The sequence below is a fragment of the Clostridium moutaii genome, from assembly GCF_041205085.1.
Taxonomy (GTDB): Bacteria; Bacillota; Clostridia; order Clostridiales; family Clostridiaceae; genus Clostridium_B; species Clostridium_B moutaii.
In genome coordinates this window covers 22,251-34,866 of the sequence record NZ_JBGEWD010000019.1, presented here as the reverse complement: position 1 = coordinate 34,866, position 12,616 = coordinate 22,251, and the positions used below count along the sequence as shown (strand labels likewise).

At 30.3% G+C, this 12,616-nt stretch carries 11 protein-coding genes; 9 read left to right on the top strand and 2 right to left on the bottom strand.

What is annotated here, in order from left to right; all coding sequences use genetic code 11:
* The first annotated feature begins 191 nt into the window (after nt 1-191).
* From AB8U03_RS14990 to AB8U03_RS14960, 7 genes are all read left to right on the top strand, one after another.
* Nucleotides 192-980, top strand: coding sequence for a sugar phosphate isomerase/epimerase family protein (locus AB8U03_RS14990; RefSeq protein ID WP_369705373.1), 789 nt, complete (start codon nt 192-194; stop codon nt 978-980).
* A gap of 266 nt (nt 981-1,246) precedes the next feature.
* Nucleotides 1,247-2,539, top strand: a complete 1,293-nt coding sequence (tig, locus tag AB8U03_RS14985; RefSeq protein ID WP_369705372.1) for a trigger factor — start codon at nt 1,247-1,249, stop codon at nt 2,537-2,539.
* A 117-nt stretch (nt 2,540-2,656) separates the two neighbouring features.
* On the top strand, nt 2,657-3,241 hold the full coding sequence (clpP, locus tag AB8U03_RS14980) for an ATP-dependent Clp endopeptidase proteolytic subunit ClpP (protein WP_106008376.1): 585 nt from the start codon (nt 2,657-2,659) through the stop codon (nt 3,239-3,241).
* 19 nt (nt 3,242-3,260) lie between these two features.
* Nucleotides 3,261-4,550 carry an ATP-dependent Clp protease ATP-binding subunit ClpX gene (clpX, locus tag AB8U03_RS14975; RefSeq protein ID WP_369705371.1) on the top strand — a complete coding sequence of 430 codons (1,290 nt, stop codon included), beginning with the start codon at nt 3,261-3,263 and terminating at the stop codon, nt 4,548-4,550.
* Between the two features lie 198 nt (nt 4,551-4,748).
* On the top strand, nt 4,749-7,070 hold the full coding sequence (lon, locus tag AB8U03_RS14970) for an endopeptidase La (protein ID WP_369705370.1): 2,322 nt from the start codon (nt 4,749-4,751) through the stop codon (nt 7,068-7,070).
* A gap of 11 nt (nt 7,071-7,081) precedes the next feature.
* Entirely contained in the window at nt 7,082-7,681 is a 600-nt protein-coding gene (gene yihA, locus AB8U03_RS14965) for a ribosome biogenesis GTP-binding protein YihA/YsxC (protein ID WP_369705369.1), read from the top strand.
* Nucleotides 7,682-7,705: 24 nt separating this feature from the next.
* Nucleotides 7,706-8,401 (top strand): CPBP family intramembrane glutamic endopeptidase, encoded by a 696-nt coding sequence (locus tag AB8U03_RS14960; protein WP_369705368.1) that lies wholly within the window; start codon nt 7,706-7,708, stop codon nt 8,399-8,401.
* Between the two features lie 79 nt (nt 8,402-8,480).
* Here the strand turns inward: AB8U03_RS14960 and AB8U03_RS14955 are convergent, their stop codons facing one another.
* Entirely contained in the window at nt 8,481-8,864 is a 384-nt protein-coding gene (locus AB8U03_RS14955) for a hypothetical protein (RefSeq protein WP_369705367.1), read from the bottom strand.
* A gap of 250 nt (nt 8,865-9,114) precedes the next feature.
* Here AB8U03_RS14955 and AB8U03_RS14950 point away from each other — a divergent pair, with 250 nt between their 5' ends.
* Nucleotides 9,115-10,068 carry a helix-turn-helix transcriptional regulator gene (locus AB8U03_RS14950; RefSeq protein WP_369705366.1) on the top strand — a complete coding sequence of 318 codons (954 nt, stop codon included), beginning with the start codon at nt 9,115-9,117 and terminating at the stop codon, nt 10,066-10,068.
* A 170-nt stretch (nt 10,069-10,238) separates the two neighbouring features.
* Here AB8U03_RS14950 and AB8U03_RS14945 read toward each other — a convergent pair whose 3' ends face one another.
* A complete protein-coding gene (locus tag AB8U03_RS14945; protein WP_369705365.1) occupies nt 10,239-11,180 on the bottom strand; it encodes a VCBS repeat-containing protein in 942 nt (313 codons plus the stop codon).
* 165 nt (nt 11,181-11,345) lie between these two features.
* On the opposite strand from AB8U03_RS14945, the gene AB8U03_RS14940 reads away from it, so the two are divergent.
* Nucleotides 11,346-12,569 (top strand): ABC transporter substrate-binding protein, encoded by a 1,224-nt coding sequence (locus tag AB8U03_RS14940; RefSeq protein ID WP_369705364.1) that lies wholly within the window; start codon nt 11,346-11,348, stop codon nt 12,567-12,569.
* The last annotated feature ends 47 nt before the right edge of the window (nt 12,570-12,616 follow it).

Below are 12,616 nucleotides of genomic sequence, written 5' to 3'. Positions count from 1 at the left end.
GACTTCTACTGGGTATTTTCACAGTGAATTATAAAGCTGCTCTAAGGTTAGGTTTAACTTTCTGATAGGGAATACTTTTCTTTTACGAACCTTAGAAAAACTAATCGGGTGTGACAGTGCTTATCTCCCGTTTCGGAGAGGAGTGAGTCTAGTAATGTCAGTCATGAGATAAATATGAATTTGGAGGTATTATGGATATAGGATTATCATCTGCCAGTTTTTATCCACATGTCAATACGGAAGACAGTATAGCTTTAATGAAAAATCTAGGATTTAAAATTGGAGAGATATTTTTAAATAGTGACAGTGAATATGAAGAAGATTTTGGAAAGTTACTTTTGCAGCAAAAATTAGAAAATGATTTTATCATTAATTCCATTCATGCTTTTTCTTCCTCTTTTGAACCTTATTTGTTTGACCGGTATAAAAGAAGAAGAGATGATGCTTTCCTGAAGTTTAAGAAAGTATGTAAATTGGCAAAATTGCTGGGAGCCAGATGTTATACCTTTCACGGCATGAGGTGTGGAAAGTTGCATGAAATTCACGGCAATTTTATTTTCGATATTTATAATAAATTGACATATACAGCAGGCGAGCAGGGTATAAAATTATGTCAGGAAAATGTATTCTGGTGTTTATCCAGTAATACTGATTTTTTGTATGAACTTAAAGAAAAATGTACTGAACCCATATATTTTACCCTGGATATAAAACAGGCTTATAGAGCAGGTAAAACACCTGAAGAATATATAGATGTTATGGGTAGTGCTGTGGAAAATCTGCATGTAAATGACAGGGACGGTGAAAATTCCTGTTTGCTTCCGGGTAAAGGAAATGTAGATTATAAAAAAATACTTTGTAAATTAAAGGAAATAGGATATAATAAAGTGGGTATAATTGAAGTATATAGTGACAATTATAAAAACTATTGCCAGCTGAAGGAAGCTAAAGATTATATTTATAATATATGTAACAGTTAAAAAACTATAAAATTTTATCTGCCTGATGTGAAATTGTAATACGAATATTATAATTTTAGTGGTAAAATATATATAATAAGGTTATCAAGTGGTTCCTAGGTACGGGGGAGATTTCTCATAAGGAACACTTTCAGTTTTCAATATTGAAATTAAATTATAATCAAGGAGTAAAAGTGACAGGTATGATGTATAAATGTGAATGGATATATGATATAATAGCATAGTTGATATAAGCATATAGAGTAATTAGTGGGAGGAATTTTATAATGAATGTTAAGAAGGAAAAGATAGAAGAAAATGTTGTAAAATTAGAAATAACTGTAGAATCATCAAAATTCGATGAAGCAATGAAAAAGGCATTTGCCAAAAATGCCAAAAAATTTAATATACCGGGTTTTAGAAAGGGTAAAGCCCCTATGAATATAATAAAGAAATATTATGGTGAAGGAGTTTTTTATGAAGATGCCATAAATTTCTGTTGTGACGATACATATCCACAAGTATTGGAAGAAAATAATATAAAACCTGTAGATTATCCTCAAATTGATATAATTCAAATAGGAAATGATAAAGATTTCGTGTATACAGCGACTGTAACTGTATTCCCAAAGGTTAAACTTGGAGAATACAAAGATCTTGAAGTGAAAAAAAATACATATAATGTAACAGATGAAGAAGTAGAAAAAGAATTGAAGACAATGCAGCAAAAAAATGCTAGAATAGAAACAAAGGAAGATGGAAGTGTAGAAAAAGGAAATATTGCCATAATAGATTTCAAGGGATCTGTGGATGGCAAGGATTTTGAAGGTGGAGAAGGAAAAGATTACCAATTAGAAATTGGTTCAGGAACCTTCATAGATAATTTTGAAGATCAGTTAATAGGACTAAAAGCAGGTGATTCCAAGGATGTTCATGTAACATTCCCTAAAGAATATGGAAGAGAAGATTTAAATGAAAAAGAAGCCCTATTTAAAGTTACAGTTAAAGAGATAAAAATTAAGGAGTTACCAGAACTTGATGACGAATTTGCAAAGGAAATATCTGAATTTGACACTTTAGAGGAAGTAAAAAAAGATATAAGAGATAAAAAGCAGGCAGCAAATGAATTAAAGGCTGAAGGAGAATTTGAAGAAGCGGTTTTGGATGCGGTTTGTTCAAAGGCAGAAGTAAATATACCGGAAGCTATGATTAAAAAAGAAGTAGATAATATGCTTAAAGATTTGGAGATGAAATTGAAATACCAGGGATTGGATCTTAAAACTTATTATCAGTATACAAATAACACTGAAGAAAAAGTTAGAGATTATATGAAGGAAACAGCAGAAAAAAGGGTGAAAACAGACTTGGTTATTGGAGAGATAGCTAAGGTAGAAGACATAAAAGCAGAAGATGAGGAACTTTTAGAGAGAGCAAAAAGCATGGCTAAACAGTATAGCAGCAAGGACATTGAGAAGATGTCAAAATTAATCTTTGACAGCCAGAAGGAATACTTAAGGACGGATGTAATAAATGGGAAGGTAATAAAGATGTTAGTGGATAGCAGCAAAGTAATAGATTAATATGATAGGCAATCAATTGTTAGAATTTTTTCCAGCAATTGATTTCAAAATATAATATAAATTATTTTTAATGTATACTAATTATAAAAGATGGTTATATAAAAGGAGGAGAGCTTTATGAGTTTAGTACCAGTAGTTGTAGAACAGACAAATAGAGGGGAAAGATCTTACGATATTTATTCTAGACTTTTGAAAGATAGGATAGTAATGTTAAGTGAGGAAGTAAATGATGTAACGGCCAGTCTTGTGGTAGCACAATTGCTGTTTTTAGAAGCTGAGGATCCGGATAAAGACATATATCTTTACATAAATAGCCCAGGAGGATCCATAACCTCTGGAATGGCAATTTATGATACAATGCAGTATATAAAGTCGGATGTATCCACTATATGTATAGGGATGGCAGCTTCCATGGGTGCATTTTTGCTTACAGCTGGTGCAAAGGGAAAAAGATTTGCACTTCCAAATGCAGAGATAATGATACATCAACCTCTTGGTGGATTTCAAGGCCAGGCGACTGATATAGGAATTCATGCCAATAGAATACTGAAAATAAAGAAGAAGCTGAATACTATAATAAGTGAAAGAACAGGTCAACCACTTGAAAAAGTTGAAAATGACACAGAGAGAGATAACTTTATGTCGGCAGAAGAAGCTAAAAATTATGGTTTAATAGATGAAGTTATTACAAAAAAGAAATAACCTTTAGTGAGGTGTAGAAATGGCAAAAAATGATGAAAAAAAGCAACTTAAATGCTCATTCTGCGGTAAGACACAAGATCAGGTTAGAAGATTAATTGCAGGACCAGGAGTGTATATCTGTGATGAATGTATAGAACTTTGTTCCGAGATAATAAGCGATGAATTTGAGGAAGATGTTCAAATAGATATGACTTCAATTCCAAAGCCCATAGAAATAAAAAATTATCTTGATCAGTATGTAATAGGTCAGGAGAGTGCAAAAAAATCATTATCAGTAGCGGTATATAATCACTATAAAAGAATAAATTCCAATAAGGAAAGTGATGATATAGAACTTCAAAAAAGTAATATACTTTTACTTGGACCTACAGGATCCGGTAAGACACTTTTGGCTCAGACTCTGGCAAAGTTTTTAAATGTACCTTTTGCTATTGCAGATGCTACTACGCTTACAGAAGCCGGATATGTAGGCGAGGATGTAGAAAATATATTGCTGAAACTCATACAAAATGCAGATTATGATATAGAAAGAGCTGAACATGGAATAGTTTATATAGATGAAATAGACAAGATAGCTAGAAAATCAGAAAATCCATCTATAACTAGGGATGTATCTGGAGAGGGTGTACAGCAGGCACTTTTGAAAATATTGGAAGGTACCGTTGCTTCAGTGCCACCTCAGGGAGGAAGAAAACATCCCCATCAGGAATTTATCCAGATTAATACTACTAATATATTGTTTATATGCGGTGGAGCTTTTGATGGCATAGATAGTATAATAGAGCGAAGGACTAGGATAAGTACACTTGGTTTTGGTGCAGATATACAGTCTAAAAAGGAAAAGGATATAGGAAAACTTTTAAAGGAAATAATGCCAGGAGATCTTTTGAAATATGGTCTTATACCTGAGTTTGTAGGAAGAATTCCTATTATAGTGACCTTGGATGCACTGGATAAAAGTGCATTGATAAGTATTTTAAAGGAACCTAAAAATGCACTTGTCAAACAATACAAAAAACTTTTTGAATTTGATGATGTGGAGCTTGAGTTTAAGGATGATGCATTGGATGCAATAGCAGAAGAGGCATTGGAGAGAAACACTGGTGCAAGAGGTCTTAGAGCTATTATAGAGGAAACTATGAAGGATGCTATGTTTGATATTCCTTCAAAAGAAGAAATAGCCAAGGTAATAATAGATAAAAATGCAGTTGCAACAGGAAAGCCTGAGGTTATAAATGCTGAGAATGGGAAGAGAACTCCTATTAAATTAAAAAAATCAAGGACACGAAAAGGGCCTGAAACTGCATAAGTTCGTATAAAGAAGAGTACTGATTTCGGTACTCTTTTTTAAGTAAATTTTAGATTATTTACGTCTAATTTAACAAAATGATTATCAACAAAGTATATGGCAATTGAAAAAAATATGTTTTACAGTTATAATAGATTGATCTATTTATTAGTAAAATTGTTGCCATACTATAAAATCTTTTAAAAGGAGGAGAGAGATATGGATAAAAATTTAAGAATTCTTCCTCTAATTCCGTTGAGAGGTATTACTATATTTCCATATATGGTTTTGCATTTTGATGTAGGTAGAGAAAAATCAATACTTGCGTTAGAAGAGGCTATGCTTGCAGAACAAAGAATATTTTTAACTGCACAGAAGGAAGCAAAAACTGAAGATCCCGGTGAAGAAGACATATTTAAGATAGGTACAATTTGTAATATAAAACAGATATTAAAATTGCCTGGAGATACAGTTAGAGTACTTGTAGAAGGTGAATCCAGGGCAATACTTAGGGAATATATTAGTGAGGAACCTTTTTTTAAAGTTAAAATTGAAGTGATAAAAGATGAGGATTATGATAAAAATAAAAATTGTGAGGCACTTGCACGTGCTATAGAAAAAAATTTTGATGAATATATAAAATTATCCGGTAATATACCGGTGGAAACTATAATTACACTGGATGAATTAAATAATCCTGGAAGATTAGCTGATACTGTAAGTTCCTACTTAATGCTTAAACAGGAAAAAAAGCAGGAACTTCTTGAATGTTATGATATAGAAAAAAGACTTGAAAAAGTGCTTTCCATACTGGCAAATGAAATAGAAATTCTGAAATTGGAAAGAAAGATAGGAATTAAGGTAAAAAATAAAATAGATAAAGTTCAAAAAGAATATTATTTGAAGGAGCAATTAAAGGCTATACAGGAAGAGCTTGGAGAAGACGACGAGGATAAAAAAGAGATAAAAAGGTATAAGAATAAAATAATAAGGGCTAAACTGCCTAAAGTTGTTAAAGATAAGGCATTATATGAATTGGATAGACTTAAAAATACGGGTTCTTATTCCTCGGAAGGAGGAGTAATAAGAACTTATCTGGATTGGATATTGAGTTTGCCCTGGAGTATTGAAACTAAAGATAATTTAGATATAAAACTAGCTAGAGAAATACTTGAAAAGGATCATTATGGTCTAAAAGATGTTAAAGATAGAATAATTGAATATTTGGCAGTTAAAAAAATGAGCAATTCTCTTAAGGGACCTATACTCTGTCTTGTAGGACCTCCTGGTGTAGGAAAAACTTCTATTGCAAAGTCCATAGCTCATGCTTTAAATAGAAATTTTGTTAGAATGTCACTTGGAGGAGTAAGAGATGAAGCTGAAATCAGGGGGCATAGGAAAACTTATGTAGGAGCTATACCAGGGAGAATCATATATGGAATAAGGCAGGCAAAGTCAAAGAATCCACTATTTTTATTGGATGAAATAGATAAAATGAGTAATGATTTCAGAGGAGATCCAGCTGATGCACTTTTAGAAGTTTTAGATAGTGAACAAAATAGTACGTTTAGAGATCACTATATTGAATTGGATTTTGATTTGTCCAATGTCATGTTTATAACTACTGCAAATACTCTGGAAACTATTCCAAGGCCACTTTTTGACAGAATGGAAGTAATAGAGGTATCTGGGTATACTGTTGAGGAAAAATTTCATATATGTAAAAAATATTTGATACCTAAAGAGTTAAAAGAAAATGGAATAGAAAATGATGAAATTACCTTTTCAGATTCATCCATATATAAATTGATAGATAATTATACAAGGGAATCTGGAGTTAGAAGTCTGGAAAGAAAAGTTGCTGCTGTTATAAGAAAAGCCATATCAGAGATGATGGAAAAAGATAAAAAGAGTATAAGTATAACTGTCACTAAGGTAAAATACTATCTTGGTTCTGAAGTATTTATCTATGATAAGGCAAATGAAGAAGATAAGGTTGGAGTAGTAATGGGAATGGCATGGACAGGATATGGAGGAGATACTCTTCCTGTTGAGGTAAGTGTTATGCCTGGAAGTGGGAAATTACAATTGACAGGTCAACTTGGAGATGTGATGAAAGAATCCGCTAAAGCTGGATATAGTTATGTAAGGGCAAATTCACACAAATATGGAATTGAAAGTAGTTTTTATAAGGATTATGATTTACATATACATGTTCCAGAAGGTGCAGTGCCAAAAGATGGACCTTCTGCAGGTGTTACCATGGTAACCGCTATGATATCTGCCCTGAGTAAAAGAAAGATAAAACATAATGTAGCTATGACGGGAGAAATAACTTTGACAGGAAGAGTGCTTCCTATAGGAGGATTAAAAGAAAAGAGCCTTGCAGCATATAGGGCGGGCATAGATACAGTTATAATTCCTGAAAAGAATAAAAATGATTTACTGAAGATTCCGAATACAGTTAAAAGCAAGATGAAATATATATTGGCGGATAATATAGATGTCGTACTAAAAAATGCACTTTTAACTAAAGATTAGGTGGGATTATTATGGAAATAAAGCAATCAGAATTTGTAATTTCAGCAGTACGTTCAAATCAGTATCCTAAAGATAATAGAGAAGAGATAGCTTTTGTGGGAAGATCCAATGTTGGAAAATCTTCCCTTATAAATTCACTTGTGAATAGAAAGAAGTTAGTTAAAATAAGTAGTACTCCAGGCAAGACCAGGTTAATTAATTTTTTTTTGATAAACAAAGGGTTCTATTTTGTGGATTTACCAGGTTATGGCTATGCAAAAGTTTCAAAAAAAGAAATGGAAAGCTGGGGAGGGGTAATAGAAGAATATTTGCATGATAGAAAACAGTTGAAGGTAATAGTTCTTATTCTAGATTGCAGACATAAACCAACCGCTGATGACATAATTATGTATAAGTGGATAAAACATTATAATTATAGAACCATTATTGTAACTACTAAAATTGACAAGGTTTCTAAAAGTAAATTGTATAATAATTTAAAAATTATACGGGATACCCTAAAATTAGAAGAAGATGATAGAATTTTAACTTTTTCTTCTTTAAATAAACAGGGTAAGGAAGAAATTTTGGATACTCTGGATTCTATGGTTAATTTTATTCCTAAAGGTTAAGAATTAAACAAGGAGAAATTAATAATGTTTGGATTGAATATTATAAAAAACATTCTAGTCTTTATGATTGTTTATATACCGCCATTTTTAGTATTTGCAAAGTTCTGGAGGGAAGGTAAGAGGAATAATGTAGTTTTGATTCTTATTGGTATATCATATATGGCACTTTCCCTATTTACTGAAAACCTTATTCCATTCATATTTGTAATTATTAACTTGTGGTATATAAGGCGTACAGATGAATTTTACGAATTTGATCTAAAAAATTTTAAATTTTTTAAAGCTTTAAAAATGGTATTTATATTTTATTTGGCTACTATTTTTATATCAGCAATAGAGACAATAGTGCTTTCTAATTTTAAGGTGGAATTAAAGCAGCAGGACATAGTTACCAATATGGCGAGCATGCCTTTAGGGAAGTTTTTAATAATGATTCCTATAGTTATAATATTTGCACCTATATTGGAAGAATTCGTGTTTAGGTGGCTTATATTTGAGAAGATATTTAAAAAGAGAATGGGAATTTATTTGGGAGCATTTTTAAGCAGCTTTTTATTTGCAATAATTCATTTTAGTTTAAATGCATTTCCAATAATATTATGGATCGGGCTGTATAATTGTTACTTAATAAATAAAAAAGGTTATTGGTATGCGGTATTTAATCATTTTACATTTAATTCAATAACTGTAGTTGCACTGTTACTGCAAAAATTAAGGTGATTTTATGAATAAAAAAAAACACTATCAAGATTAAAACGAAATGGAAAATTTTGATAGTGCTTTTTAAATGTAATTTTAATTACTTTCTATGTGTATCTCTACCAGAATTATTGGAATTCATATAGTCATTTAATATTTTAGCTGCATCTGGGGAATTCTGCAACTCTTTTACTGCACGGAGTAGGTCTTCTTTTATAGTTCCTCCGCTTTCTATTTTTGATAATCTATCTTCCAGTTCAGACAGCTGGGATTTTATATTGGAATTGTTAAAGCCTGACGCAGCGGGTTCCCTGGATGAATTTCCTGAATTCAAATTGTTCATAAGTGAGCTCAGCTGATCATTACCAATGCCTTTATTTCCTCCCAATGAAGATATTATGGACAGAAGCTGAGTTATATCTATATTATTTAAAATATCAGCTATATTAAAACCACTATTATAGTTTCGATGGTGTTTCGACATATCATATTCACCTCATTTTTAATGTTCTCTATTTAGTAAATAGAGTTTGTACTTTTATATGTGTGTGCCAAATTCAATTTATACTATATACTATTCAAAATGAATAAATTTGATACAAAAAGGAAAACGTATGATGAAATATTGTAGATAATGAGCGCAATTTAATTTTATATAAAATTTTACTAAAAAAATTATAGAAAATAACGATATAATTAAATGTTACTATAATTTTACACTGGGGGTAAAGAGTATGTCTAAAATTTCTAACTTATTAGAAATAATAATGATAATACAGTATAAGGGATTGACTACTGCATCGGAATTAGCTCAAACTTTAGGAGTGGATAAGAAAACCGTATATAGATATATAAGTAGTCTGAATAAAGCTAATATACCCGTCTACACTAAAAAAGGAAGATATGGCGGGTTTTATATAGATAAGAATTTTTATATGAAGCCCGCAAATTTAACTGAAGAAGAACTTAGTGCACTTCTTATGGCCTCAGAAGTACTTACAAAACAAAATGGATTTATATATGAAAAAGAGCTTAAAAATGCAGTTTATAAAATAAAAGGTGTTTCTATAAATTCAGATATGAACTTAAATGAAATGGATGATACAGGAAGCTTTTCAATAGATTTTATAGGTAATACAGGAAATTTAGAGGATAAGATATCACAGGTAAGCTATTCCATGAGCAGAGGGCGAAGTTTAAACATAAACTATTTTTCAATAAATAAAAATAATCTGACTATGAGAAAGGTAGATCCGTATAACTTAATATTTAAACAAGGAGATTGGTACGTAATAGGGTATTGCCATATGAAAGATGATGTGGAAAGTTTTAAATTGAATAGGATAAAAAGCTTAAAGGTAAGCAATGATATTTACATGAGACCACATACGTTTTCACTGAAGGACTATTTAAATGATCACTGGGAATTGTTTATGGGTGATAAAATAAAGGTAGTAATAAAGTTTAGTAGAAATATGTCTCATTTTATAGAAGATATAAAATGGAACTCAAATCAGCATATAGATGAATTGGAAGATGGGCATATACTTCTCAGCTTATATGTAGATGACATTGAAGATATAAAGGAATGGGTAATGGGCTTTGGAAAAAGTGCAGAGATAATTGAACCTGAAGGATTAAGAAAAAATATAAAATTGGAGTTAGAGGAGTTATATAAAAAATATTAAAATTTTTGATTAATATGAATAATTTATTCATATTAGGACAATATAATAAATGTAATTAGGAGATATAAAAATCTCCTTAGCATCAAATAATACAAAGTATTAAGTATTAGTATTGCTTGATGCAATAACCCCCCATCCCCCTTGGGACCGCGTATACGGTCCCTTTTTAATTATCTGCTTCTATACATAGAGATAATTTTAAAATAATAATTTTTAGTACCGCTGTTATCTGGTATGAGAATTAAATCCAATGTGTAATTTTTTATTATATTATTATCTGCATTAGAAATACCTTTAAAATTTAAAGTCCAGGAAACTTCAGAAACATTGCCATCTTTATCGCACTTATTTTCCATGAAGAAACCATCTTGGAATACATAAGAATTATTTTCTCCCGTTAAGTTGCCGATTAAAGACAAGTTTTCTTTGGATATGTTAGGCGAAAATATATTTTTGGGTTTATAGGGTTCACTTTCAGGAAGGCCTTGTATAAACTTTACAAATGAGTAGATAGTATCCTGGCCCATTAAAGTACTGTTGTATTCATAATCATAATTTTTAAATTTATTATTTAAAAATATGTATTTAGAAATGGACGTAGTATTTTCACTTAATTTACCTGATATAATTTTTGGAGTCTTGTTATTTTTGCAATCCATAAACCCAAGTATGTTGTTGGAACTTGAGATAATATTTTCAAATTTATTGCCGTTAAACATAAAAATGCGTTGGACAGGCTTATTTTTTATTGAACCCTGTATGAATATTTCAGGTATTTTATTCCTTGATATATCCATAAGGGTTATCCTCAAAGGCCAGTGTGGAGAATAGTCTTCAATTATTGATGAATTTTTATTAGTGTTCAAGATAAAAGTTCTATTATCTATAGTTGCGTTCATTGAATAGTTATTTTCCTTTCTCAGGATGGACAATATATCATCTTTACCGTCGCCGTTAAGATCAGCTTTTATTTTTTTAGTACTGGAAATAGTGTTAAATGAAGGAGAAGAATCCCTGGATACTATAAAAATTATAGATAGAAAAATAATTAACAATAACAATATTAAAAAGTAAATATGTCTTTTACTTAGGAATATTACCCTAAATTTCATAAATTTCACCCCCATTTAATTATATGAACTTATTATATATTTAATTATTTATGTACAAAATAAATTTATAAAATATTAATTCTATAAGAAATAAGTTTAATATAAGAATAATAAGCATAAGTAGTTTTTTCAGGTGCTTATATTGAAAGTGAGATGAGAAAATTTATGCTTTATAAAAAAAGGATAATAATATCTTTTTTAGCATTAATACTGGTGTTTAATTTATTTGCATGCGGCAAAAATAATCAGATGGCTGATAATAGACAAATAAAAATATATATAGGAGTAAAAGACAAGGAATCTTTAAATATGATAAAATATTTGACAGACGAATACAAGAAAGCAAATCCTAAAACTGAATTAAATATAAATAATGCCATGGGAGAAAAAATAGATGAAGATATAAATGATAATAGTAATATGGATGTCATATTTACTTCCAGAACAGATATGTTAAGCTTAATTAGAAAAGGTGCTTTATCTGATATAAGGAACTTATATAAGGAAGACGATATAAATAATAGGTATTATAGTATATCAAAATCCTATGGAAGATTTAACGATAAATATTATGGTATTGCGTTAGCTCCTTATACTATAGAAATATTATGTAATGAAGAGGCTTTTAATAAATTAAACTTAAAAACACCAAATACAATGAATGAATTTATAGATACTTTAAAAATTCTTAACTCTTTACAAAAAAGAATACCTGTAGTGTTAAATGAGGACATGGATATAAGTATAGCTTTATTTTCTATTATGTCCAACAGTTTGGTTCCAATGAGAAAGCTGGAAAGCATATATGATAGTGGGCCTTCAGCTTATAAGGCATTAGGCGAGATACAGGGATGCTTTGACAGATTAGAGAATATGGTAAAAAACGGATATATAAATAAAGATACTTTTGAAATTGGCAATGAAAATACTGTACAAAAATTTGATAGAGATGACATACCTGTATTAATAGCATCTTCCTATTATTTAAATGATCTTAAAAATTCCAGAATAAAATGTTTGGAATCCTATAGTTCAACATCTAATAATGTTAACATTCCTGTTATGGCAGATACTATAATGAGCATTCCCATAAGTGGTAAAAATACGGATGAAATGAGTGACTTTGCAAAATTTGTACTGAGTGATAATACTCAAAAAAAATTATATAAAAAGGGCTTTATAACAGGGGATAAAAAGGCGAATATTTCAAAAGGGGATGTAAACAAAAATGTAATAATGCACTTGAAAAATAGCACAGAAGATAATATAGCCTTTATATATAATGTACCTAAAAATTTCAGATCCAATATATCTCTTAAAATAGATCATATATTTTCAGGAAAATATACGGGAAATGAATGGAATGAAGTAGTTGAAGAGTCATATTAAAATATAAAAAATTGGCAGTCGCAATTAATTCAATTGTAACTGCCATC

Coding starts and splice junctions, on each gene's coding strand:
- AB8U03_RS14990 (WP_369705373.1), top strand. CDS start 192: ATGGATATAGGATTATCATCTGCCAGTTTTTATCCACATGTCAATACG.
- tig (WP_369705372.1), top strand. CDS start 1,247: ATGAATGTTAAGAAGGAAAAGATAGAAGAAAATGTTGTAAAATTAGAA.
- clpP (WP_106008376.1), top strand. CDS start 2,657: ATGAGTTTAGTACCAGTAGTTGTAGAACAGACAAATAGAGGGGAAAGA.
- clpX (WP_369705371.1), top strand. CDS start 3,261: ATGGCAAAAAATGATGAAAAAAAGCAACTTAAATGCTCATTCTGCGGT.
- lon (WP_369705370.1), top strand. CDS start 4,749: ATGGATAAAAATTTAAGAATTCTTCCTCTAATTCCGTTGAGAGGTATT.
- yihA (WP_369705369.1), top strand. CDS start 7,082: ATGGAAATAAAGCAATCAGAATTTGTAATTTCAGCAGTACGTTCAAAT.
- AB8U03_RS14960 (WP_369705368.1), top strand. CDS start 7,706: ATGTTTGGATTGAATATTATAAAAAACATTCTAGTCTTTATGATTGTT.
- AB8U03_RS14955 (WP_369705367.1), bottom strand. CDS start 8,864: ATGTCGAAACACCATCGAAACTATAATAGTGGTTTTAATATAGCTGAT.
- AB8U03_RS14950 (WP_369705366.1), top strand. CDS start 9,115: ATGTCTAAAATTTCTAACTTATTAGAAATAATAATGATAATACAGTAT.
- AB8U03_RS14945 (WP_369705365.1), bottom strand. CDS start 11,180: ATGAAATTTAGGGTAATATTCCTAAGTAAAAGACATATTTACTTTTTA.
- AB8U03_RS14940 (WP_369705364.1), top strand. CDS start 11,346: ATGCTTTATAAAAAAAGGATAATAATATCTTTTTTAGCATTAATACTG.